Raw genomic sequence first — 21,665 nt, 5'->3', positions numbered from 1 at the left:
GTGCGTCAGTCGGTGGGAGTGGAAGCGGTGCGGGCGGCCACCATCAGCTGGCCCAGCGCCAGACCGCCGTCGCCCGGCGGCACCAGGTGGTGCCGCAGGACCGTGAAGCCGTCCCCGCGCAGGGCGGAGGCGCAGGCCGACGAGAGCAGCGTGTTGGCGAACACGCCTCCCGTGAGGACGACCGTGTCCAGCCGGTGCCGCTCCCTCGCCCGCAGGCACATGCCGTGCACCAGAGCGGCCACGCACCGGTGGAAGCGTGCCGCGAGCAGGGCAGGTTCGACGCCCGCGCGCAGGTCGTCGACGATCGCCCCGAGCACGGGTGCCGGATCGGCCCGTACGGCGCCGCCCCCGCCGTCCTGCGGGTCGTGGAGGGCGAAGGCGTACGCCGAGGTGTCCCCGGCCGGTGCGAGCAGGGCGGCGGCCTCCCACTCGACGGCGGCCTGCGCCTCGTAACCGGCCCGGTGGCAGATCCCGGCGAGGGAGGACACGGCGTCGAAGAGGCGGCCCATGCTGGAGGTGGGGACGCAGTTCAGAGAGCGCTCCAACTGCTTTTCCAGCAGGCGCAGTTCGTCGGGCGGGCAGGCGGTGGTGCAGGGGAGGTCGGCGGCCCAGTCGATCCGGGCCGCCCTCAGGTGGGCCAACGCCATGCGGTACGGCCGCCGTACGGCCGCGTCGCCGCCGGGCAGCGGCACGTAGGCGAGGTGGCCGAACCGGGTGAAGCGGTCGTAGTCGGCGAGCAGGAACTCCCCGCCCCACACGGCGCCGTCGTCGCCGTGGCCCGTGCCGTCGAAGGCGACGCCGATGACCGGCCGGGTGCCGTCGAGCCCGTGCTCGGCCATCGCGGCGGCGATGTGCGCGTGATGGTGCTGGACCCTCACGACGGGCCGCCGTGCCGCGTCGCGGTCGGCCCACCGCGCGGAGCGGTAGCCGGGGTGACGGTCGGACACCAGGGTCTCGGGCCGCACCCCCGTGAGCGCCTCCAGATGTGCCGTCGCGTGCGCGAAGGCCCGCTGCGTACCGAGATCGTCCATGTCGCCGATGTGCGCCGACAGCCAGGCATGGCGGCCCGATCCCAGGCAGAAGGTGTTCTTCAGGTCGCCACCGACGGCGAGGGCCGGCCGCACGGGCAGCGGGAGAGTGAGCGGCAGCGGCGCGTAGCCACGGGAGCGGCGGAGCACCAGGGGCTCACCGTCGCAGACCCGGACCACGGAGTCGTCGCACGGGACGTGGATCGGCCGGTCGTGGGTGAGCCATCCGTCGGCCAGGTGCGCGAGCCGCTCCAGTGCCTCGGTGTCGTCCGTGACGATCGGTTCCCCGGACACGTTGCCGCTGGTCATCACGAGCAGCCGAGGCCCGTCCGCGTCACCGGGCAGGCCGAGCAGCAGACGGTGCAGGGGCGTGTACGGCAGCATCACGCCGAGATCGGGGCTGCCGGGCGCGACGGCCTCGGCGGGCCGCAGCTCCCCGGTGGCGTACGACGGGCGTGGTCGCCGTCTCATCAGGACGACCGGCCTGGCCCGGCTTTCGAGCAGTTCCTGCTCCTCGGGGCTCACCCGCACGAGGTGCCGGACGTCGTCCGTCGCCCCGGCCATGACGGCGAACGGCTTGTCCCCGCGCGCCTTGCGGCGTCGCAGCAGTTCGACGGCCGCCTGGTCGGTGGCGTCGCAGGCCAGGTGATAGCCGCCCAGGCCCTTCACGGCGAGGATCGCGCCCCGCGCCAGCAGTGCGCGCGCCTCGACGACCGGGTCCGCCCCGTCGGCGCTCCGCGCTCCGCCCTTCCGGGCGAGGAGCAGCCGCAGCCGGGGCCCGCAGGCCGGGCAGGCGACCGGCTGCGCGTGGAAGCGCCGGTCGGCCGGGTCCCCGTACTCGCGGGCGCAGTCGACGCACATCGCGAAGCGGGCCATGGTGGTGTGGGCCCGGTCGTACGGCACACCCGTGACGATCGTGAACCGCGGGCCGCAGTGGGTGCAGTTGACGAACGGGTGGCGGTATCGACGGTCCGTCGGGTCGGCCAGTTCGGCGAGGCAGTCGACGCAGGTGGCGGAGTCCGGGGAGACCAGGGTGCGGGCCGGGCCGCCGGAGTGGGAGGCGAGGATGGTGAACGTGGTGCCGCCGACGGGCGGCAACTCCCGGTGGTCGACCGAGTCTACGCGGGCCAGCGGGGGTGCCTGCGCGGCGATCCGGTCGCAGAACCGGGCCACGGCGGAGGCAGTGCCCTCCACCTCCACGACCACGCCCTCCGGAGTGTTGGTCACGTGTCCGGCCAGGGCGAGTTCGGTGGCGAGGCCGTACAGGTAGGGCCGGAAGCCCACGCCCTGGACGACTCCCCGGACGGTGACGCGGCGGCGCAGCCGGGTGTCCTCGGTGACGGCGGCCGGGGCCTGCGGAGCGCTCACGACTGGGGGTGGGCCATGGCTTCGGCGGCCTCCGGGTGCGCGGGGGTGGCGGCATGAGTGTGACCGTGGGTGGGGCCGTGGCCGTGGTGGTGGCCGTGGTGCTGGGGCTGCCGGGCCATGACCGGCACGTGGACGGGCGCGCCGTCCGCGGCGGCCAGTGCCCGGTCGAGCAGCGCGCCCACCCCCCACCCCCGGCGTGCCGAGGTCAGGATCACCTCGACGCCGGGGTTGACCTGTTCCAGGTTCTTGCGGAACGCGAACTCGTCGAACTCGACGGCCTCCGCCAGGTCCGTCTTGGTGACCACGACCAGCTGGGCCAGACCGAAGGCCGTGGGGTACTTGAGCGGCTTGTCCTCGCCCTCCGTCACGGAGGCGAGGGCGACCCGCAGCGTCTCCCCCAGGTCGTAGGAGGCGGGGCAGACGAGGTTGCCGACGTTCTCCACGAACAGCAGCCGGACGTCGTCGGGCAGCCAGCCGTCCAGGTGCCCGGCGAGCATGCCCGCCTCCAGGTGGCACAGTCCGTCGGTGAGCACCTGCTTGACCGGGACGCCCGAACGCGCCAGGCGGATCGCGTCGTTCTCGGTGGCGAGATCGGCGCTCAGTGCCGCCACGGGAACGGACCGCTCGCGTGCCCGCAGCAGTTCCTGCTCCAGCAGCGCGGTCTTGCCGCTGCCCGGGCTGGACAGCAGATTGACGACCGCGGTGCCCCGGGCCGTGAGGGCGGCGCGCAGTTCGTGGGCGCTCTCGTCGTTCTTCGCGAGCACGGCCTGGCGCAGGTCGGCGACACGGCACATGGTTCAGCTCTCCTCGGAGATCGGTTCGCGGGTGGACGGATGCGCGGGGCCGCCGTCCTCCCAGCGCACGTCGACGATCTGCAGCTCCCGGCCCGCCAGCAGATCGGTTCGCGTGCCGCCGCACGCGGGGCAGGTGAGCCGGGGCGGCATGCCGACGGCCCACTCGTGTGCGCAGGAAGTGCAGCGGGCGCGCCCCGGCACCGCTTCGGTGACCAGTTCGGCACCTTCCAACAGGGTTCCGGAGCAGGCCAGTTCGAAGCAGAAGGCGAGCGAATCGGGTACGACACCGGCCAGTTCGCCCACCTGGAGCCGGACCGAACGCACCGCGGTGACGTCTCCGGCCCGGTCGGCGGCCTCTGCGACCTGGTCGACGACGGCCAGCGCGACGGACATCTCGTGCATGGGTCTGTGGTCCTTCCGCCGCCCGCCTCGTGCCGGGGTTCATTACAGGCGTGCGCGTGCGGGTCCTTCGGCCCGGCGCGCCGTCACGGCCCGGCGGGTACGCCGTTCGACGCAACCGCACGGCATGCCCGCCGAGAGCCCTCCCTCACATCCGTCGGATGCGCAGGTAGCGCCTGATGTCCGGCAGGACCTCGGCGGCGACGGCTACCAGGGCGGCCACGGCCGCTCCTCCGATGACGATCTTCTTCATCCCGTCTCTCCTCATGTCGAACCTCATGTCGGACCTCATGTCGGACCTCCTGTCGAAGCCTCAGCCGCTGAGGCCTGCGCCACGGACGGCTCGCCGTTCCGCAGCAGCTCTTCGATCAGCCGGACGGCCTCCGGCACGGCGGCGGACACCGGCGTGCTGAGTCCGATGCGCTCGTCCACCGAGGCCGGTTCGCATCCGACGACCAGGACGCGGCGTGGCGGCTCGCCGCCGGTCCCCGCGCAGAGGGTGCGCAGCAGCGCCAGGACGGTGTCGGGGGTCATCCGGTGGCCGTCGAGGGCGGGGGCGCCCGTCGGCGGGTTCGGGTCCGCGTCGTCGTGCTCGATGACGTACACCGTCCCGGGGGCTCCGCCGCGTGCCGTGGCGTCGACGAGGACGAGGGTGTCGTAGCCGTCCAGGAGTTGGTAGGCGAGGTGCACCCCGCGCACGCCGATGTCCACGACCTCGATGTGGTCGGGCAGGTCGCGCTCGGCGAGGCGGCGCGCGGTCTCCACACCGAAGCCGTCGTCGCCGAGGAAGATGTTGCCGATGCCGGCGACCAGGGTTCTGGGGTCCGACCGCGCGGAGGGGTTCATGCGTCGTCCTCCAGCGGGGTGACCTCGTCGGGCTGGAAGTACAGGAAGCGTCCCTGCTCGCGGCGGATGTCGGCGCCCGGGTCACCCTCGACCGTGACGGCCAGGTGGACCCCGCCGTCGACGTCGTGCAGCACCGCCTCGACCTCGGCGGTGCGGCCCCGCAGGAAGATGTCCTGCGCGTCGGTGTGGCGCAGCCCCGGGTGCAGTTCGACGCGGCTGCCCTTGCCCACCGACCGGCCGTCGACGACCACCCGGTCCCGCGTCGGGTCGAAGCCCGCGTCGCTCGCGGGGTCCCACCAGGGGGTGTCCGGCCGCTGGACCCCGTACTCGTCGGGGAAGCCGCCCAGGGCGGTGAGGCCGGGGCCCGGGTCCGTGAGGTCGGGGCCCGGGGCGGTGGGGCCGGGGCCGGTCACCTCGCGCAGGCTCCGTACCGCGCCGTGCAGCCGCTCCAGGACCTCGGCGGGCATCGAGTCGGCCAACTCGATGACGGCGGCGGCCCGTTCGTCGGTGCCCCGGGCCTCGCGCTTCTCCTCGTCGGTGAGGGCCGCGGTGCGCAGCGCGAGGATCTCGTCGATCTCGGTGGCGTCGTAGAGCGCGCCGGGGCTCTCCGGTGCGATGGCCGGATGGTCCTCCAGGATGATGGGCGAGGACAGCACGAGGTCGGCACGGCCGGGTTCCCCGGCTAGTACGGGCCAGGTGTGCAGATTGCGGCAGGCGGCGACCGCGCCCTTGGCCCACTCGGGGGGATCGGTCATCGACAGGAACGATCCGGCGCTGAGGGCCATGAGCAGGTGGGTGGCCACCAGGGAGTGCGGCAGCGCCGCGTCCCGGTCGGCGCCGCGTCCCTCGGGCGGTGTCCAGCCGCTGGTGTTCTCGACGACGGCGGTCAGGCGCAACGCCCGGTAGGGGCCGTCGAGTTCGCGGGCGGACAGCCGCACCGTCCCGTTGATCTCCTCGCGGCGCCGGAGCAGCCGGCCGACGGTGCGGCCCGCCGCGTCCAGGACCGGTGCGGTGTCCTCCCGCGCCGGGCGGTGGAAGGGGTGGACGACGCCGTCGCCGAGGAGTTCGTCCACCGGCGCGATCACCTCGACGCGTTCCTCGACGCCCTCGTCCCAGGGCACCAGCACCCGGTCGTCGAGGTCGAGTTCGGAAACCGTGTCGAAGCCTCCGTCCGGGCGGGCCCGCTGCACCGTGCGCCGCCGGGCGTGCAGGAAGCGCACCTCGACCGAGAGGGTCGCGTCGGCCTTCGGCTCCATCAGGCATTCGGTGTGCTGGAAGTCGTGCTCCTCGCACTCGGCGCCCCAGGCGGGCGGTACGAGGACCCCGAACTGCCAGCGCAGCCGGTTCTTGGCCGCGGAGGCACGGTAGGGGTAGAGCACATAGCCCTCGAAGAGGACGGCGTCGGCCACCTGCCGGGCGAGGGCGAACCGCTCCTCGGTCTCGGCGGCGAACGCGGTCAGGGTCACGTGTCGGTCCTTCCGGTGGTGCCGGTGAGGGCGCGGAACGGATCTCTCGCGGGAGCGTCCGTGGCGCGGCTCTCGTCGAGCAGGGCCTTGAGGGTCGCCTCCCAGGAGGACAGCGCGTGCCGGGAGCGGTAGGCGAGGAGGGCGTCCATGGTGTCGCGGGGCAGCCGGATCCAGCCGCAGCCGGGGAAGTGCTGCTCGATCATCTCCCGCCAGGTGGCGACCGGCATACGGAAGGCCGCCTCGCGGTCCCACGGGACGGGCTCGACCCGGAAACCGCCCGTGCCGGTGAAGGCCGTACCGGAGAACAGCATCAGCAGGGGGACCTCGCCGTCGGTGAGGGCGGTGAGATAGCGCGTGGCGGCGATGTCCATGTCGTAGGTGCAGGGCACGACGAGGTCGACGTCGGTCTCCCCCGTGAAGCTGGGAACCATCAGGGCGACCTGGGCGAACTGCACCGGTTGGAGGGTGCTGCCCCAGCGTGTGCGCTCGCCGAAGAGGTCGGTGAGCCCGTCGGCCTCGGCCGGCTCGTACGCCCGGCGGGCCGGTTCGATGCGGATCTGGCAGCGCAGCGCCACCGCGTGCACGTGCGCGTTGTCGGCGGCGGTGACGCGCAGCCGGAAGACGAGCGTGGGTCCGGCGGCGTACCGGTCGGCGCGGACGCCGGTGCAGGCGAAGGAGAACTCCGTCATGGGCGCACCGCCTCCTCCACGGGCCGGGCGCGTCGTGCGACGTCCGCGAAGAACGCGTCCAGGGCGGCGCGGGCCTCGGCTCCGCCGTCGAAGCCCTGCCACAGCAGGCGCATGCGGCCGACGAGTTCGTAGCAGATGTCGATCGGGACGAGGTGGCACTCGCAGCGGCCTTCGGCGCGGCGCAGCAGCAGCGCCTCCACGTCGGGTTCGAGGAGTGCGGCGAGGCGGTTGCCGTCGAGGACCTGCGCCCAGGTCGCCGGTTCGAGTTCGCTCTCGGTGGCTCCGGCCGGGCTCGGGTAGAGGGCGACCAGCCGGTCCAGCGCCGCGTTGCGGAAGAGGAAGGCGACGCCGACCGGGATCTGCAACGCCTCCCAGGCGCTGTCGTCCAGGTGCTGTGCGGGGTCCGTCAGATAGCGGGCAGGGACCGCGCGGAAGCGGCCCGCGGCGGCGCCCGGCTGTTCCATCAGCAGCGCGCAGGCGCCGCAGGCGCAGACGAGGGCGCGCTTCTCGGTGTCGACCAGGTGGCGGTGGTCCTCGGGCACCGCCACCGCGCACAGTTCGCACCGCTCCTGCCGCGGCGGACGCTCGGTGAGGAACCGCCGCAGGCCCGCACCGGGCCCGGTGGTCCGTGTGGGCGCGGTCGTCATCGGGCCCCCGTCGGCGCGGAGCCGATCTGGAGCAACGGGGGTTCCACGGGGGCGGTCTCCACGCGGACGGCCCTGACCTCGGGCGCGAAGCAGGCGAGTGCCGCTGCGGCCGCCTGCCGGGCGTCCTCGTCGCCGGAGCCGCGACCGCAGCCGCCGGACGCCCGGGCGCGCACCCTCAACGTGCCGCTCGGCTCGTCGAAATCCATGACGTCCAGGGCGTGCTCCCGGACGGTGTCGAGGGCGCGGACGATACGGGTGTCGCGGTCCTCGGGGTGCAGATCGTGCAGGACGAGGAGGCTCGCGACGAGTTCGTCGCCGAGCAGCCGCGCCGACGGATCGCCGGGCGCGGAGGACAACAGGTGGAGGACGCGGGCGAGCCCCGCACCGTAGAAGTCCATGAGGGAACGGACGAGTTCCTCGGCAGCGGCGGTGGCGGCCGGGTCGCCGCTCGTCGCCAGCCGGTCGAGCACCTCCTCGACCCTGCGTCCGGTCTGTTCCGCGTTCAGCGGCACCGTGGCCGTCGGCGCGCTCATCCGCCCAGTCCGCTCAGGCCGGTGGGCACGTGCATGGACTTCACGGTTCTGCCGTCGCCGACGTACATGTGGACGCCGCACGGCAGACAGGGGTCGAAGCTGCGGACGGCGCGCATGATGTCGATGCCCTTGAAGTTCTCCGGGGTGTTCTCCTCGAAGATGGGCGTGTTCTGCACGGCGTCCTCGTACGGGCCGGGTGTGCCGAAGGTGTCCCTGGTGCTGGCGTTCCAGGGGGTCGGCGGGTACGGGTGGTAGTTGGCGATCTTGCCGTCGCGGATCACCATGTGGTGGGAGAGGACACCACGGACCGCTTCGGTGAAGCCGACGCCGATGCCCTCGTCCGGGACCTCGAACTTCTCCCAGGTCTGGGTGCGTCCGGCGCGGACCTCCGCGAGGCCCTTCTCCGCGCAGTGCAGGGCGACGGCGGCGGCGTAGGCCTGGAAGTAGGTGCGGGCCCGGTTGCGTTCCAGCGCGTTGGACCACTTGGGGATCTGCCACTCGAAGGTGGTCTCCGGCTTGGTCATGGTGCGCGGCAGGTTGATGACCACGCTGTGGCCGGTGGCCTTGATGTAGCCGATGTCGACGAGCCCGGACAGGGCGGTGGACCACAGGCGGGCGATGGGGCCGCCGCCGGTGTCCAGGGCGAGGTGGTCCTTGCCGTCGAACCAGCGCGGGGACATGACCCAGCTGTACTTGTCGTCGAAGTTCCGCTTCTGCGGGGCCGGGATGGTGTGCTGGTTCCACGGGTGGCGCGGGTCCACCGGGTTGCCGAGCGGGTCGTGGGTGACGAACTGCTCCTGGCCCTGCCAGTCCTCGTAGTAGGAGCTGCCCAGCAGGATGCGGATGCCGAGATTGATCTCGGTGAGGTCGTTGGTGACGAGTTTGCCGTCGACGATGACGCCGGGGGTGACGAACATCTTCCGTCCCCAGTCGGTCATGTTGGCGTAGGTGAAGTCGCAGTACTCGGGGTCGTTGAGCGCGCCCCAGCAGCCGAGCATGACGCGGCGGCGGCCGACTTCCTCGTAGCCGGGCAGGGCCTCGTAGAAGAAGTCGAACAGGTCGTCGTGCAGGGGCACGACGCGCTTCATGAACTCGACGTACCGCATCAGGCGGCTCATGTAGTCCGTGAAGAGCTGGACGGAGGCGATGGTGCCCACCCCGCCGGGGTAGAGCGTGGAAGGGTGCACATGGCGGCCCTCCATCAGGCAGAACATCTCGCGCGTGTAGCGGCTGACCTGGAGGGCCTCGCGGTAGAACTCGCCCTCCAGGGGGTTGAGCGAGCGCATGATGTCGGCGATGGTGCGGTAGCCGTGCTCGGCGGCGTGCGGGGCCTCGGTGCGTTCGGCGAGTTCGAGGACGCCGGGGTTGGTCTCCTTGACCATCTTTTCGCAGTAGTCGACCCCGACCAGGTTCTCCTGGAAGATGTTGTGGTCGAACATGTACTCCGCCGACTCACCGAGGTTGATGATCCACTCGCCGAGGTGCGGAGGCTTCACGCCGTACGCCATGTTCTGCGCGTACACCGAGCAGGTGGCGTGGTTGTCGCCGCAGATGCCGCAGATGCGGCTGGTGATGAAGTGGGCGTCGCGGGGGTCCTTGCCGCGCATGAAGACGCTGTAGCCGCGGAAGACCGACGACGTGCTGTAGCACTCGGCGACCCGCTTCTGCTTGAAGTCGATCTTCGTGTGGATGCCCAGGGAGCCCACGATCCGGGTGATCGGGTCCCAGGCCATCTCCACCAGGCCGCTGCCGTCGCCGGCCGTCTTCGTCTTCGGTGCCATCTGTGTGCGTGCCCTTCGTTGCGTCTTTGCGCGGGAGGTTGGGGTGGGGGTGCGCGAAGCGGGGGCGGACTACTCGCGGCTGTCTCGGCCGCTCCGGCCGCTTCCGCCGGTCACCACGGGGGCCGGTATCCGGTGGTGATCTTCTCTCCGGTACGGCGCCACTTGGGTTCCTTGTCCACGGTCCTGGCGGTGATCGACCGGAGTTTGCGGACCACGGCGCCGTACGCGCCGCTGGCGCCGCTCGACACCTTGGCGCCGGGGGGCTCGTCCATGAACGGCATGAACTTGTCGGGGAAGCCCGGCATGGTGCAGGCGATGCAGATGCCACCGACGTTGGGGCAGCCGCCGATGCCGTTCATCCAGCCGCGCTTGGGCACGTTGCACTTGACGACCGGCCCCCAGCAGCCGAGTTTGACCAGACACGTCGGCGAGTCGTACGACATCGCGAACTGGCCCTGCTCGTAGTAGCCGGCACGGTCGCAGCCCTCGTGCACGGTGGCCCCGAACAGCCAGGTGGGGCGCAGCTTGTCGTCCAGCGGGATCATGGGGGCGGCGCCGGCCGCCTGGTAGAGCAGGTAGGTGAGCGTCTCGGAGAAGTTGTCCGGCTGGATCGGACAGCCCGGGACGCACACGATGGGGATGCCGGCGTGGGACTTCCAGTCCCAGCCGAGGTAGTCCGGTACGCCCATGGCGCCGGTGGGGTTGCCCGCCATGGCGTGGATGCCGCCGTAGGTGGCGCACGTGCCGATGGCGACGACCGCCAGTGCCTTGGGGGCGAGCCGGTCGATCCACTCGCTGGTGGTGATCGGCTGGCCGGTCTCCGGATTGTCTCCGAAGCCGCACCAGTAGCCCTCGGGCTTGATCGACTCGTTGGGGATGGATCCTTCGACGACCAGTACGAACGGGTCGATCTCGCCCCGCTCGCCCTTGAAGAACCACTCGATGAACGTGTCCGAGCCGCCGACGGGGCCACATTCGAAGTCGATGAGCGGCCAGTGCACGGCGACCTTGGGAAGCCCGGGCAGCACACCGAGCACGATCTCCTCGATGCTGGGCTGCATGGCCGCCGTCAACGCGACCGAGTCACCGTCGCAGCTCAGGCCCGCGTTGATCCAGAGGATGTGGATCGTGGGCGTTTCGTCTGCGGGCGTGCCGCCCGCGTCAGCGGCATCGAGCGTGCCCGGCGTCGCCTCAGTCATGGGACCGCCTCCTGGGGAGGTAAGGGATGAAAGCCTGTATTTCGACCGTCGCTCTTCTTCGTATCAGCCGTTCGACCGGGACGGGACGCCAGCAGGGGCCGTTCCGGTGACGACGGCGCCGGAGGGCATCGGAGCGGTTCGCGCAACCCGGGCCGGACCGAGGTGCGGCGGGGTGTGCGAGGGCCGTTCCTTGCGGACGAAGGAACGGCGCAGCGTGTGGTACGCGGCGTCCGGGTCGTCGAAGGTCCGGCGCATCCGGGTCAGCTCCCGCTCACGGAAGCCGGCCAGCGGGGTCGTGCTCTCCAGCCGGTCCAGCTCCGCCTTCTTGGCGGAGATCCGTGCCGCCGTCGCCGGAAGGGCGGCCAGCCGCGCGGCCAGGCCGTCGACCTCCCCCGCGAAGGCGTCGGGGCAGCGGTCCACGACCCGGTCGACGAGCCCGAGGCGCAGCGCGCTCGCCGAGCTCACCGGCAGCGCCTCGGCCATGAGCCGTTCCGCCGTCGCGGGCCCCACTCTGCGCGGCAGGGTGTGCGTCCAGTACTCCGAGCCGTACAGGCCCATCAGCCGGTAGTGCGGGTTCAGTACGGCGCCCGAGCGGCACCACATCTCGTCGGCCGCCAGGGCGAGCATCACGCCGCCCGCGGCGGCGTTGCCCGCCACCGCCGAGACCACCAGCCGGTCGGTCGTCGTCAGGACCGCCTCGACCAGGTCGTCGATGGCGTTGATGTTCGCCCAGGACTCGGCGGCGGGGTCGTCGGCGGCCTCGATGACGTTGAGGTGGATCCCGTTGGAGAAGAAGTCCCGCTCACCGCCCAGCACCAGGACCGTCGTGGGCCGTGCGCACGCCTCCCGGTAGGCGTCCAGAAGGCGGCGGCACTGCTCCGTGCTCATGGCGCCGCCGGGGAAGGAGAACGCGAGGTGCCCGACGCTCCCGTCCTCCCGGTAGCGGATGTCCGACCAGGTGCGGTGCGGGTTCTCTGGCAGGCGGGGCAGGACGTGCTCGGGCAGCGGTGGCAGCCGGTCGCCCAGGGCCCGTACGGCGGGCAGCTTGAAGGTGGGCGGCTGTCCGGGCAGCCGCCGGGGCCGCAGTTCGGGGATCCACACGGCGCCGTCCCTGGTGGCCCGGCAGATCGCCCCGGCGCGGGTGGCCAGCAGTTCCCCCGGCCGCCCGCGCAGCACGCCCTCGGCATGACCTCCGTGCAGATACCACTCGCCGCCGAGCAGCACGTCCAGCACCCCGGGCTGCGAGTCCGCCGCCCTCAGCTTGCGCAGGACGTCCTCGGTCGCGTCCTCGGCCCAGTCGATGCGCCGGACGCTCTGGTCGAGGTAGGGACGCGTGCGGAGGCACGGGGGTGGGTCGACATCGGCATCGACGTCCGCACCGGCATGGGCATGGACGTCCGCATCGGCCTCCGCATCGGCCTCCGCATCGGAGGTGCCCGCCCCGTCCTGCTTCAGCGGTACGTAGGTGCCGTCGGCGAAGCGCTCCACCGCGAGCAGCACGGCCTCGATCGCCGCGTCGGCGATCTCGCCCCGGTACAGCTCGCTCTTGGACACCGGGGGAACCCGGCACGGCACGGAGGCCCAGACGTCACCGGCGTCCATCTCCGCGTCGGCCTGGAGGACGGTGACGCCCCACCGGTCGGCGCCCTCGTGGATCGCCCAGTCCAGGGAGGACGGTCCCCGGTCGCCCACGGGCCCGGGGTGGACGATGAGACAGGTGTACGCCGACCACACCTCCTCGGGGATCGCCGTCCTGAGCATCGGCGACACGATGAGCTCCGGCGCGTGGCGTCGTACGGCCTCCGGCAAGGGGCTGCCCGGCAGGGCCAGCTCGACCGCCACGGTGTGGCCCCGGTCGCGCAGCTCGGCGTGTGTGCGCTGGGTGAGGCTGTTGAACGCGCTGGCTAGGAGCAGGATGTGCACGGCTGCCTCCGGGCGGACGAACGGCAGGCAGGGATGACCGCCGACCGAGATCCTCGGCCACGGCCGCCCGCCGTCCCCGGCGACAGACGGTGAGGTCATCCGAAAGCGGGCGCGCATCCGCCGTCCGGCCTCACCGGGCCGGCTCTCCCCGCCGGCTCAGCGGCGGGGACCGGTCACCGCCGTCGAAGGCCGCTGATGATGCGCTCCCAGGGGGTGCGCGTGGCGCCGAAGTGGGTCTCGTGGGCCCAGATGTGGGTGCACGACGGGCACTGCAGGTGCAGCAGGCTGCCGACGTTGGAGAGCAGATAGCGCCAGTGCTCGGAGCAGGTACGGCCCTGCCCGCAGGTGGCGCATCCCTGCTGGTCGGCGCAGTTGGGGCAGGCCACCCAGGCGCGGCGCCCGATGTCGGCCTGCGGGTCAAGCGGCAGCATGACCGCCGCCTCCGCCCGGCAGCACACCGGCCGCGACCAGTTCGTCGTAGACCCGCCGCTGCTCCGCGTCGAGGCCGGAGTACAGCAGGCGGTACGCCGCCTGCTCGTCGCGCAGGGCCGCGACGGGGTCCCAGTCGTCGCCTAGGGCGTCCAGGACATGAGCGCGCCGGAGCATCTCGTGCGAGGTCAGGTCGATGTCCAGATCGACCGTCGGGGAGGCGTCGCGGCTGCCCGCGGCGGGATCGCTCGCCGCCTCGGGCTCGTCCGGTCCGCCGGGAAGGGCGCGGTCATGGGAGGACATGCGACCGAACGTAGGTAAGCGCCGCGTGCTCCGGCAAGGGCAGGTGGGGGAAGTCACAGCAGGTCCGGGGCGCGCGGGCGGTCGCGGACCGGTCCACTCCGCCCCGGTCTCACAGGCCGGCGAAGAGGTCGTCCAGGGGTGCGGGCACCTGTTCCGGGGCGAGGGCTTCGACCAGGAGGCGACCGTAGCGGATCTTGCGACCCTTCCTGGTGCTCATGAAGCGCCGAAGCTGCTGGTCGCGGGGGCGGCCGTGCTGGGCGGGCTGCTGCAGGAAGGTCTGCCAGGGGCGTGACTCGTCCGCGTCGTGGACGATCTGCTCGACGCGCCCAGTGCCCAGCGCACGGATGAGCTCGTCCTCCAGGTCAGCCGAGCAGACGAAGACGGCGTGGCGCGGGGTCGAGGACGGGGCGAGGCTCCGGTCGAAGAACGGCTTCTCGCGCTCGTCGCACAGACCGACGAGACGCAGGCCGAGGCCGGACGGTCCGAGCAGCGCGGTGTAGCGGCCGACGCTCATCGCGCCGCCCATCGACAGGACGCACACCCCCTCGGCGGCCAGGTCACGGCCCCGTCTCTCGGCCAGTGCCTCGACGGCCGCGAGGTCGCTCAGCCCCTCCAGCAGGACGACCGTGCGCACCCCGAGCAGTTCCGCCAGGTCCCTCGCCGACCCGCCGGAGTCTCCGCCCGCCCGGCGGGTGACCTCGTCCCGGAACATGCGCATGTCCACCATGCCTGGGAGTCTGCTACGCCCGCCCGTGCCGGCGCACGCGATATTCGGCGGCGCGAGCCTCATCAGGGCCGAACCGGCGGGGAGTTGACGGGATCGGCCCCACGGACGCAGGCGGTCGGCATGCTGATCGCGTGGGAAGACGGGGCGAGGGAGGGCCGTGCAGACGGAGATGTGGGTGGGGCTGATCGGTTTCGGCGGTGCCGTGGTGGGCGCCGGCGGGGCTCTGGTGGGCGGCTGGCTCCAGCAACGGCATCAGGCGACGGTGCTGCGGCAGCAGCAGGAGGCGGCTCGGGCCGGTCTGCTGGAGGAGCGCGGCAGGGCCGCGGGCGAGAAGGCCCTGTCCGAGCTGTACGCCCTTCGCCGGCACTTGAAGGACTGCGAGCTGAGGCCCGTGCCCGGGGAGCGGCAGCCCTGGCGCGGCATCGCGCGGACCCTCATCGACGACGCCGAACTGGCGGTCATGCTGATGCCGAACGCGGCCGAGGTCCAGTCCCGCGTCGCGGACGCCGCAGGGCTGATCACGCAGACCCTGATGATCGGACGGGACGAGGCGCGGATGATGACGGACGGGGAGCACCGCACGCACGTCAGCCTCTGTCTCGGCGGGACCCTGGAGGCCATCGGGGTGCTGTCCGCCTTCATGCGAGGCGATCCGCTTCCGGATCGCGGTCGCCTGGTCAGCGGGCACAGGGAGCGGAACCAGCGGCCCACGAGCCCGTCATGACTTTCCACGGGGCACGGCGGACCGCGCCGGCCGGGCCCGCTGTACGAGGGATGTCGCGGCGCTCTCCCAGTCGGGGTGCGCGAAGGAGAATCCGGCGGCGCGCAACCGGCCGGGCACCACGCGGCGGCTCTTGAACAGCAGTTCCGTGTCCGAGCGCAGGGCGAACGCCCCCAGCTCGGCCATCCAGCGGGTCGCCGGCAGTCCCACCGGGACGTTCCAGGCCGTGCGCAGTGTGCGCATGAACGCGCGGTGCGGGAGGGGGTCGGGGGAGGCGAGGTTCACCGGCCCGTCGAGGTCGTCCCGGGCGATCAGGAACTCCACGGCCCGCGCGAAGTCCTCGTCCTGGATCCAGGAGACGTACTGCGCGCCGCCGGCGACCGGGCCGCCGAGCCCGAGGCGCACCATCCGGGACAGCACGTCGAACACGCCGCCCCGGTCCGGGCTCATGACCATCGCCGAGCGCAGGGCCACCTTGCGGGTGTCGGGGGTGGGCGCCTCGGCCTGCGCCCGCTCCCAGTTCTTCGCGATCTCGACGCTGTACGCCCAGTAGTCCGGCACACCGGTCTCCGAGCCGCCGATGACCCCGGTCGTCTCGTCGTGGGGCGCGTCGAAGCGGTGGGCGTAGACCGTCGCCGTGCTCATCTGGAGCCAGACGCGCGGTGGCCGCGCGGCGGCGGCGATCGCCTCGCCGACGACCCGCGTGGAATCCACCCGGGAGTCCATCATGGCGCGCAGGTTCTCGGCGGTGTAGCGGCAGGAGACGCTGCGTCCGGCCAGGTTGATCACGACGTCGCAGCCGTCGATCGCGGTGGCCCAGCGCCCGAGCGTGGTCCCGTCCCAGCCGATGTCGTGCGCGCGTGTGGGCCGCCGCGTCACCACCGTGACCTCGTGGCCGGCCGCTGTCAGCGCACGGTCGAGAATCGCACCGACCTGTCCGGTTCCCCCGGGCAGCACCACCTTCATCGAACCCCCTCGGTCGGCTCGACCTCAGGGTAGCGCTTTTTTGAACGTGTTCAACACGGTGCCGTGAGTTCCCGCGCCAGGTACGTCTCACGAGGAGGCGGTGCGGGAACTCACGGCCGGGTGACGGGCCGGATCAGCGGATCTCGGTGACCCGGTGTTCCTTCAGCGAACCGCAGTTGGAGTTCTCCACCGACACGTACACGTTGTCGATGCTGCCGCCCCAGCTCACGCAGTAGCCCTTGCCGTAGACGTAGGCCGGCCCCGCGTAGGAGGAGTAGCTGTCGGAGTCGCCCGCGTACTCGTCCGTCGCGGGGACGTAGACCCACGTGGACATGGGCTTGAGCGTGCCCGGGTTCTTGCGGATGGTCGCGACGCAGTTCTCGCCGTTCGAGGAGTTGTAGGTCAGGTAGACGGTGCCCAACGAGCCCACGGGCGCCGAGTTCACGGTCTTGTAGGCGCTGCCGCAGACGCCCTGCGGGGTGACGTTGGGTGCGGCGGAGGCCGTCGTGGCGAAGGCGGTCGAGGCGCCCACCGCGAGTGCGGCTAAGGCCCCCATCGTCACGACATTACGTGCTTTTCTCATATTTCCCCCTTGTAGCCATGAGAGCGTCTTTGCTCTCACAGGATGTGACCCACGAGGGAGACGGATGGTTGCCCCGGTCTTCCACCGAGGTTCGCGAGAGGATGCGCGACCCTGGTCAGAGGGTGAGAAGTTCTTCGTGAAAACCGCCGAACTCACGCTCGGTGTCGATGAGATGGATCTCCAGGATCCAGTGGCAGCGGCGCCCGGCCTTGTCGGTGCGGCGCAGCGGCGTGGTGTTGGCGGGGGTGATGTAGGACTCCACGTCCGCGCCCTCGATCCACTCGTGCGGGAACTCGCCGACCAGGTGGCCGGCGTGCCAGCCGCCCAGCTCCCACCCCGCCTCCTCGGCCAGCCTCTCCACCTCGGCGTACAGCCGTGCTCCGGTGATGTCCGGGTCGGCCTCGAAGAACCTTCGGCCCGCCGCGAAGACGCGTGGCAGGTCGTCGCGGAGCCGGTGCTTGGCCGGGTCGTCGCCGAGGACGAAGGTCCGGCCGAAGTCGGCCTCGTACTCCTCGAAGATCGGGCCGAAGTCGGCGAACACGATGTCGTCCGCGGTGATCACCCGGTCCGGCGGATTCTCCCGGTAGGGCTTCAGCGTGTTGGGGCCGGAGCGCACGATCCTCTTGTGCCAGTGGCGGGTGGTGCCGAACAGTTCGTTCGCCAGGTCCCGGACCCGGTCGCTGACCGCGCGCTCCCCCTCGCCGGGGGCGACGAGACCGCGCTCCTCCATCTCGGCGAAGAGCCGTACGGCCTTCGCCTGGGCGTCCAGCAGCCGTGCCGCGCGTGTGGGTTCGTCGTCCGCCATGCGCCGACCGTAGTGACGGAGATCGCTTCCGGCAACGGGATTTCACCGACCGGCCCCGGCATACATTCTGAAAGCGTTTCCAGGCGGTGCCGGAGGGGTGGACCGACGCGTCAATGCCCTTGAACTCCATGGACGTTGACGTCTCGTGAACCTTGACGCTCGTGTCCGGCGGTGCTTCCATCACAGACGTGTAAACGGTTTAAGTCCCACCCGGTTCCATCGGTTCACGGTTTCCTGCCCGACGGAGGTTGTCATGCGCATGCCTTTCTCGCTGTCCGTCTGTGCCGCGCTGGCCGTCGGGGCCACGAGCCTCACCTCGCCCGGCGCGGCCCCGGCCTCGGCCGACGAGGCGCCGACGGTGCGGGCCGCGCGAGTGATGGAGAACCTCGGGCGGGGGGTCGTGGCCGTGCGCTCCGGCCCCGCCCAAGTGCTGGTCTCCTGGCGGCTGCTGGGGCTCGACCCGGACGGCATCGGCTTCCACGTCTACCGCTCCACCGGCGGTGGTGCCTACGTCAAGCTCAACGCGAGCGCCCTGACGGGCGGGACCAACTACGTCGACTCCACGGCCGACCTGACGCGCTCCAACAGCTACCGGGTCGTTCCGGTGGTGGGCGGGCAGGAGCAGCCTCCCAGCGCGGCCTTCACCTTGACGGCCGATCACGCCACGGAGCCGGTGGTCCGCGTGCCGATGCGCGCCGGTGGTCCGGTGAAGTTCGTCTGGGTCGGCGATCTCGACGGCGACGGCGAGTACGACTACGTGGTGGACCGGCAGACCTCCCCGCAGAAGCTGGAGGCGTACAGCGGCCGGGGCCAGTTCCTCTGGGACGTCGACCTGGGGCCGAACAGCCAGAACCAGAACAACATCGAACCGGGGTCGTCCGCGATCGACGTGGGCCACTGGGACGGCGTCACCGTGTACGACTTCGACAGCGACGGCCGTGCCGAGGTCGCCCTGAAGATCGCTGACGGCGTCAGGTTCGGCGACGGGACGACCTGGACGCACGCGGACGACGCGCGTCAGTTCATGGCGGTCCTCGACGGCCGGACCGGAGCGCTCCGCAACTGGTCCGCGGTGCCGACCACCTACCTCGGCGACGGTCCGATGGGCGCGCGGCTCGGCGTCGCGTATCTCGACGGCACCACGCCGAGCCTGGTGGCGTACATGAAGAACCGGCGCGACGACGGGGCCTTCAATCTGATGATGGCCGCCTGGCGGTTCACCGGCAGCGCGCTGCGGCAGGAGTGGACGTGGCTGCGCGGCGGCCAGAACGCCCCCGACGGGCACAACACCCGTGCCGTCGACGTCGACGGGGACGGCACGGACGAGGTCGCCGAGATCGGGTTCGTCCTCGACGGCGACGGCTCCCTGCGCTACTCGATGGCACCGCAGGGCATCATCCACGGCGACCGCTTCCACCTCGCCGACATGGACCCCGGCCGCCCCGGGCTGGAGGGCTACGGCGTGCAGCAGGACAATCCGAGCGGCCTGCTGGAGTACTACTACGACGCCGCCACCGGCTCCGTCCTCTGGAAGCACGGCGGCGGCCCCGCCGACGTAGGACGGGGCATGGCCGGCGACGTGGACCCGCGCTTCCCCGGCATGGAGGTCTGGTCCTTCTCCGGCCTCTACAACGCGCCCTCGGACAGGCTCACCGAACCGAACACCTCACTGCGTCCGTGGCCGCAGCTGGGACTGTGGTGGGACGGCGACCTCACCGTGGAACTGCTCAACGACGGCAAGATCGAGAAGTGGGATCCGGCCCGCCCGACACCGACCGGCAGCCTGCCCCGACTGGTCAGCACCTGGAACCACGGCGCCGTCACCGCCGCGCAGGGCGGCCCCACCCTCGTCGGTGACATCCTCGGCGACTGGCGGGAGGAGGCCGTCTACACCAACGCCTCCCACGACGAACTGATCGTCTTCACCACCGACCGGCCCTCCGCCACCCGGCTCTACACACCGGCCCACAATCCCGCCTACCGCAACGCCATGACCTTCAAGGGCTATATGCAGTCCCACCACGTCGACTACTTCCTCGGCGCCGGCATGACCCGGCCGCCCCGGCCGAACATCGCCTACGCGGGAGGCGGTTCCCTCTCGTAGTCCCGCCCCGCGGACCTGCTCGACGCCGCGGGCGGCTACCCGCCCGCCAACTGCCGGACGGGAGCTCCGGCGAGGAAGGCGGTGATGTCCTCCACCGCTTCCGAGTAGAAGGTGCGGTAGTTGCGCTCGGTGACATAGCCGAGGTGCGGGGTGGCGAGGACGTTGGGGAGGGTGCGGAAGGGGTCGTCCGCGGGGAGGGGCTCGCTGTCGAAGACGTCGAGGCCCGCGCCGGCGATCCAGCCCTCGCGCAGGGCGCGCAGCAGTGCCGTCCGGTCGACGATGGCGGCGCGGGAGGTGTTGACGAGGTGGGCGTGCGGGCGCATGGCGCGCAGTTCCGGCTCGCCCAGCAGGCCCCGGGTGCGGTCGGACAGCACGAGGTGGACGGAGACGAAGTCGCTGCGGCCGAGCAGGTCCTTCTTGTCCGACGCGAGTCGAGCACCTGCCTCCGCCGCGCGCTCGGCGGTGAGGTTCTCGCTCCAGGCCAGGACCTCCATGCCGAAGGCGGTGGCGACGCGGGCCACCCGGCTGCCGATCTTGCCTAGTCCGAGCAGGCCCAGGGTGCGGCCGTGCAGGTCCTGGCCCACGGTGGACTGCCAGGGACCGCCCTCGCGCAGGGCGCGGTTCTCGGCGCTGACCTGCCGGGCGAGGCCGAGGAGGAGCGCCCAGGTCAGTTCGACGGGCGGGGTGGGACTGCTCGCCGTGCCGCAGACGGTCACGCCCTGGGCCCGCGCCGCCGCCAGGTCGATGGAGGCGTTGCGCATGCCGGTGGTGATCAGCAGGCGCAGCCGGGGCAGCCGGCGCAGGAGGTCGGCGTCGAAGGGGGTGCGCTCCCGCATGGCGACGACGATCTCGCAGTCGGCGAGCTCGGCCACGAGCCGATCCCGGTCGGTGATGTGCTCGCGGAGCGTGCGCACGTCGACCTGGTCGGCGAGTGGGCTCCAGTCCGCCAGGGTCAGGGCGGCGTCCTGATAGTCGTCCAGCACGGTGCAGTGGAGGGTCATGCGGACAGTCTGCCGTTTCATCGGTCGGCGCCTGTGGTGCGGAGGGGAGGCGGGGGCGGGCACCTGTCGGGGCGCGTGCCGCCGTGGCCGGGGTTACCTTCGGCGGTATGGACGGTGATCTTGGGCGCTGGCGCCGGTGCGCCCTCGGTGGGGCGGTGTTCGCCGTGTGCATGGCCGGCACGACGCTGCCGACCCCGCTGTACGGCCTCTACCAGGACAAGTTCGGTTTCTCGGAGCTCACGGTCACCGTGGTCTACGCCGTCTACGCCTTCGGGGTCATCGGTGTGCTGCTCCTGGCGGGGAACGCCTCGGACGCCGTGGGCAGGCGCCCGGTGCTGTTGTGGGGCCTGGGTTTCGCGGCGGCGAGCGCCGTCTGTTTCCTGTGCGCCACCGCGCTGGGCTGGCTGTACGCGGGGCGACTGTTGTCGGGGCTGTCGGCCGGCCTGTTCACCGGGGCCGCCACGGCGTACGTGATGGAGCTGGCACCGCGCGGCGGTGCCTCGCGGGCCACGTTCGTGGCGACCGCCGCGAACATGGGCGGGCTCGGCTGCGGCCCCCTGCTCGCCGGAGTGCTCGCGCAGTACGCCCGGTGGCCGCTGTATCTGCCCTTCGCCTTCCACCTCGCCCTGGTGGCCTGCTCGGCGGCCGTGCTGTTGGGGCTCCCGGAAACCGTGCGGGAGCGACGGCCGCTGACCACCGTACGACCACGGCGGCCCAGTCTGCCGCCGTCGGTGCGGGTGGTCTTCGGGCCCGCGGCGGCCGCCTCCTTCGTGGGGTTCGCCCTGTTCGGGGTCTTCACCTCGGTCAGCCCGGCCTTCCTCGCCCAGTCCCTGGACGTGCACAACCACGCGGTGAGCGGGCTGATCGTCGCGCTGGCCTTCTTCGCCTCCACGGGCGGGCAGTTGGCCGTCGGACGGGTCGGTGTGCGTCGGTCGCTGCCGCTGGGCTGCGCCGGGCTCCTGACCGGGCTGGCGCTGCTGGCGGGCGCGCTGCACTGGGAACTGCTGGCGCTGGTGGTGCTGAGCGCCGTCGTGGGCGGGGCCGCGCAGGGACTGGCGTTCCGCGGAGCGCTGTCCGCCGTGGCGGCCGCGACAGCGGCGGACCGGCGGGCGGCCGTGATCTCGACACTGTTCGTGGTGGCCTACACGGGCATCTCGGTACCGGTCATCGGTGTGGGGCTCCTGGCGGAGCCGATGGGCCTGGAAGGCGCCGGGCTCGTGTTCATCGCGTGCATGGCCGCGCTGGTGTCGGCCGCGGGCGTGTATCTGCTCCGACGTCCGGTTACGGCTCCGGAGTCGGACCGGGTGGCGCAGCCGCAGGCGCAGTCATAATCGCAGGCGTAGACGTCGTCGC

General features: G+C 71.9%; 22 protein-coding genes. 3 read left to right on the top strand and 19 right to left on the bottom strand.

Annotated elements, in window-relative coordinates; translation table 11 throughout:
• Nucleotides 1–5 precede the first annotated feature (5 nt).
• The 15 genes from hypF to K1J60_RS43675 all read right to left on the bottom strand — a co-directional run bounded on the left by hypF (nucleotide 6) and on the right by K1J60_RS43675 (nucleotide 14,132).
• Nucleotides 6–2,396: a carbamoyltransferase HypF gene (gene hypF, locus K1J60_RS43740; RefSeq protein WP_220651083.1), complete on the bottom strand. Its 2,391-nt coding sequence runs from the start codon at nucleotides 2,394–2,396 to the stop codon at nucleotides 6–8.
• Nucleotides 2,393–3,190 carry a hydrogenase nickel incorporation protein HypB gene (hypB, locus tag K1J60_RS43735; protein WP_220651082.1) on the bottom strand — a complete coding sequence of 266 codons (798 nt, stop codon included), beginning with the start codon at nucleotides 3,188–3,190 and terminating at the stop codon, nucleotides 2,393–2,395. Before hypB ends, hypF begins: the two co-directional genes overlap by 4 nt.
• Nucleotides 3,191–3,193: 3 nt before the next feature.
• Nucleotides 3,194–3,592 (bottom strand): hydrogenase maturation nickel metallochaperone HypA, encoded by a 399-nt coding sequence (gene hypA, locus K1J60_RS43730; protein ID WP_220651081.1) that lies wholly within the window; start codon nucleotides 3,590–3,592, stop codon nucleotides 3,194–3,196.
• Between the two features lie 145 nt (nucleotides 3,593–3,737).
• The gene (locus K1J60_RS47340) at nucleotides 3,738–3,842 is read right to left on the bottom strand and encodes a DUF6893 family small protein (protein ID WP_371573149.1); all 105 of its coding nucleotides are present in this window, start codon (nucleotides 3,840–3,842) and stop codon (nucleotides 3,738–3,740) included.
• Between the two features lie 35 nt (nucleotides 3,843–3,877).
• On the bottom strand, nucleotides 3,878–4,435 hold the full coding sequence (locus tag K1J60_RS43725) for a hydrogenase maturation protease (protein WP_220651080.1): 558 nt from the start codon (nucleotides 4,433–4,435) through the stop codon (nucleotides 3,878–3,880).
• On the bottom strand, nucleotides 4,432–5,901 hold the full coding sequence (locus K1J60_RS43720) for a hypothetical protein (RefSeq protein ID WP_220651079.1): 1,470 nt from the start codon (nucleotides 5,899–5,901) through the stop codon (nucleotides 4,432–4,434). The genes K1J60_RS43725 and K1J60_RS43720 overlap by 4 nt, the downstream gene beginning before the upstream one ends.
• Nucleotides 5,898–6,590 carry a DUF6084 family protein gene (locus K1J60_RS43715; protein ID WP_220651078.1) on the bottom strand — a complete coding sequence of 231 codons (693 nt, stop codon included), beginning with the start codon at nucleotides 6,588–6,590 and terminating at the stop codon, nucleotides 5,898–5,900. The genes K1J60_RS43720 and K1J60_RS43715 overlap by 4 nt, the downstream gene beginning before the upstream one ends.
• Nucleotides 6,587–7,237, bottom strand: coding sequence for a DUF5947 family protein (locus K1J60_RS43710; protein ID WP_220651077.1), 651 nt, complete (start codon nucleotides 7,235–7,237; stop codon nucleotides 6,587–6,589). The genes K1J60_RS43715 and K1J60_RS43710 overlap by 4 nt, the downstream gene beginning before the upstream one ends.
• Nucleotides 7,234–7,770, bottom strand: a complete 537-nt coding sequence (locus K1J60_RS43705) for a hypothetical protein (RefSeq protein WP_220651076.1) — start codon at nucleotides 7,768–7,770, stop codon at nucleotides 7,234–7,236. Before K1J60_RS43705 ends, K1J60_RS43710 begins: the two co-directional genes overlap by 4 nt.
• Nucleotides 7,767–9,551: a nickel-dependent hydrogenase large subunit gene (locus K1J60_RS43700; RefSeq protein WP_220651075.1), complete on the bottom strand. Its 1,785-nt coding sequence runs from the start codon at nucleotides 9,549–9,551 to the stop codon at nucleotides 7,767–7,769. Before K1J60_RS43700 ends, K1J60_RS43705 begins: the two co-directional genes overlap by 4 nt.
• A 110-nt stretch (nucleotides 9,552–9,661) precedes the next feature.
• Nucleotides 9,662–10,750, bottom strand: coding sequence for an NADH-quinone oxidoreductase subunit B family protein (locus K1J60_RS43695; protein ID WP_220651074.1), 1,089 nt, complete (start codon nucleotides 10,748–10,750; stop codon nucleotides 9,662–9,664).
• A 63-nt stretch (nucleotides 10,751–10,813) separates the two neighbouring features.
• Nucleotides 10,814–12,673, bottom strand: a complete 1,860-nt coding sequence (locus K1J60_RS43690; protein WP_220651983.1) for an enoyl-CoA hydratase-related protein — start codon at nucleotides 12,671–12,673, stop codon at nucleotides 10,814–10,816.
• 173 nt (nucleotides 12,674–12,846) lie between these two features.
• Nucleotides 12,847–13,104 carry a hypothetical protein gene (locus K1J60_RS43685; protein WP_220651073.1) on the bottom strand — a complete coding sequence of 86 codons (258 nt, stop codon included), beginning with the start codon at nucleotides 13,102–13,104 and terminating at the stop codon, nucleotides 12,847–12,849.
• The gene (locus K1J60_RS43680; protein WP_220651072.1) at nucleotides 13,091–13,405 is read right to left on the bottom strand and encodes a DUF6400 family protein; all 315 of its coding nucleotides are present in this window, start codon (nucleotides 13,403–13,405) and stop codon (nucleotides 13,091–13,093) included. The genes K1J60_RS43685 and K1J60_RS43680 overlap by 14 nt, the downstream gene beginning before the upstream one ends.
• Nucleotides 13,406–13,514: 109 nt before the next feature.
• Nucleotides 13,515–14,132 (bottom strand): TOPRIM nucleotidyl transferase/hydrolase domain-containing protein, encoded by a 618-nt coding sequence (locus tag K1J60_RS43675; protein WP_220651071.1) that lies wholly within the window; start codon nucleotides 14,130–14,132, stop codon nucleotides 13,515–13,517.
• Between the two features lie 157 nt (nucleotides 14,133–14,289).
• On the opposite strand from K1J60_RS43675, the gene K1J60_RS43670 reads away from it, so the two are divergent.
• Nucleotides 14,290–14,856 (top strand): hypothetical protein, encoded by a 567-nt coding sequence (locus K1J60_RS43670; protein ID WP_220651070.1) that lies wholly within the window; start codon nucleotides 14,290–14,292, stop codon nucleotides 14,854–14,856.
• Here K1J60_RS43670 and K1J60_RS43665 read toward each other — a convergent pair.
• From K1J60_RS43665 to K1J60_RS43655, 3 genes are all read right to left on the bottom strand, one after another.
• A complete protein-coding gene (locus K1J60_RS43665) occupies nucleotides 14,851–15,819 on the bottom strand; it encodes a TIGR01777 family oxidoreductase (protein WP_220651069.1) in 969 nt (322 codons plus the stop codon). The genes K1J60_RS43670 and K1J60_RS43665 overlap by 6 nt on opposite strands.
• Before the next feature lie 133 nt (nucleotides 15,820–15,952).
• Nucleotides 15,953–16,402, bottom strand: coding sequence for a spore-associated protein (locus K1J60_RS43660; protein ID WP_220651068.1), 450 nt, complete (start codon nucleotides 16,400–16,402; stop codon nucleotides 15,953–15,955).
• A gap of 115 nt (nucleotides 16,403–16,517) precedes the next feature.
• Nucleotides 16,518–17,207, bottom strand: a complete 690-nt coding sequence (locus K1J60_RS43655) for a M24 family metallopeptidase (protein WP_220651067.1) — start codon at nucleotides 17,205–17,207, stop codon at nucleotides 16,518–16,520.
• Nucleotides 17,208–17,460: 253 nt separating this feature from the next.
• Here K1J60_RS43655 and K1J60_RS43650 point away from each other — a divergent pair, with 253 nt between their 5' ends.
• Nucleotides 17,461–19,311 carry a rhamnogalacturonan lyase family protein gene (locus K1J60_RS43650; RefSeq protein WP_259408191.1) on the top strand — a complete coding sequence of 617 codons (1,851 nt, stop codon included), beginning with the start codon at nucleotides 17,461–17,463 and terminating at the stop codon, nucleotides 19,309–19,311.
• A 35-nt stretch (nucleotides 19,312–19,346) separates the two neighbouring features.
• Here the strand turns inward: K1J60_RS43650 and K1J60_RS43645 are convergent, their stop codons facing one another.
• Nucleotides 19,347–20,312 (bottom strand): D-2-hydroxyacid dehydrogenase family protein, encoded by a 966-nt coding sequence (locus K1J60_RS43645; protein WP_220651066.1) that lies wholly within the window; start codon nucleotides 20,310–20,312, stop codon nucleotides 19,347–19,349.
• A 107-nt stretch (nucleotides 20,313–20,419) separates the two neighbouring features.
• On the opposite strand from K1J60_RS43645, the gene K1J60_RS43640 reads away from it, so the two are divergent.
• A complete protein-coding gene (locus tag K1J60_RS43640; protein ID WP_220651065.1) occupies nucleotides 20,420–21,643 on the top strand; it encodes an MFS transporter in 1,224 nt (407 codons plus the stop codon).
• Nucleotides 21,644–21,665 lie beyond the last annotated feature (22 nt).

This window comes from Streptomyces akebiae (assembly GCF_019599145.1).
Lineage (GTDB): Bacteria > Actinomycetota > Actinomycetes > Streptomycetales > Streptomycetaceae > Streptomyces > Streptomyces akebiae.
This window is presented reverse-complemented; position numbering and strand designations above follow the sequence as displayed.

What these genes read in the sequence shown, in the direction of transcription:
- K1J60_RS43660 (WP_220651068.1), bottom strand. Translation starts at nt 16,402, where the DNA reads ATGAGAAAAGCACGTAATGTCGTGACGATGGGGGCCTTAGCCGCACTC.
- K1J60_RS43680 (WP_220651072.1), bottom strand. Translation starts at nt 13,405, where the DNA reads ATGTCCTCCCATGACCGCGCCCTTCCCGGCGGACCGGACGAGCCCGAG.
- K1J60_RS43695 (WP_220651074.1), bottom strand. Translation starts at nt 10,750, where the DNA reads ATGACTGAGGCGACGCCGGGCACGCTCGATGCCGCTGACGCGGGCGGC.
- K1J60_RS43655 (WP_220651067.1), bottom strand. Translation starts at nt 17,207, where the DNA reads ATGGCGGACGACGAACCCACACGCGCGGCACGGCTGCTGGACGCCCAG.
- K1J60_RS43710 (WP_220651077.1), bottom strand. Translation starts at nt 7,237, where the DNA reads ATGACGACCGCGCCCACACGGACCACCGGGCCCGGTGCGGGCCTGCGG.
- K1J60_RS43665 (WP_220651069.1), bottom strand. Translation starts at nt 15,819, where the DNA reads ATGAAGGTGGTGCTGCCCGGGGGAACCGGACAGGTCGGTGCGATTCTC.
- K1J60_RS43715 (WP_220651078.1), bottom strand. Translation starts at nt 6,590, where the DNA reads ATGACGGAGTTCTCCTTCGCCTGCACCGGCGTCCGCGCCGACCGGTAC.
- K1J60_RS43685 (WP_220651073.1), bottom strand. Translation starts at nt 13,104, where the DNA reads ATGCTGCCGCTTGACCCGCAGGCCGACATCGGGCGCCGCGCCTGGGTG.
- K1J60_RS43650 (WP_259408191.1), top strand. Translation starts at nt 17,461, where the DNA reads ATGCGCATGCCTTTCTCGCTGTCCGTCTGTGCCGCGCTGGCCGTCGGG.
- K1J60_RS43725 (WP_220651080.1), bottom strand. Translation starts at nt 4,435, where the DNA reads ATGAACCCCTCCGCGCGGTCGGACCCCAGAACCCTGGTCGCCGGCATC.
- hypA (WP_220651081.1), bottom strand. Translation starts at nt 3,592, where the DNA reads ATGCACGAGATGTCCGTCGCGCTGGCCGTCGTCGACCAGGTCGCAGAG.
- K1J60_RS47340 (WP_371573149.1), bottom strand. Translation starts at nt 3,842, where the DNA reads ATGAAGAAGATCGTCATCGGAGGAGCGGCCGTGGCCGCCCTGGTAGCC.
- hypB (WP_220651082.1), bottom strand. Translation starts at nt 3,190, where the DNA reads ATGTGCCGTGTCGCCGACCTGCGCCAGGCCGTGCTCGCGAAGAACGAC.
- K1J60_RS43675 (WP_220651071.1), bottom strand. Translation starts at nt 14,132, where the DNA reads ATGGTGGACATGCGCATGTTCCGGGACGAGGTCACCCGCCGGGCGGGC.
- K1J60_RS43645 (WP_220651066.1), bottom strand. Translation starts at nt 20,312, where the DNA reads ATGACCCTCCACTGCACCGTGCTGGACGACTATCAGGACGCCGCCCTG.
- K1J60_RS43705 (WP_220651076.1), bottom strand. Translation starts at nt 7,770, where the DNA reads ATGAGCGCGCCGACGGCCACGGTGCCGCTGAACGCGGAACAGACCGGA.
- K1J60_RS43700 (WP_220651075.1), bottom strand. Translation starts at nt 9,551, where the DNA reads ATGGCACCGAAGACGAAGACGGCCGGCGACGGCAGCGGCCTGGTGGAG.
- K1J60_RS43640 (WP_220651065.1), top strand. Translation starts at nt 20,420, where the DNA reads ATGGACGGTGATCTTGGGCGCTGGCGCCGGTGCGCCCTCGGTGGGGCG.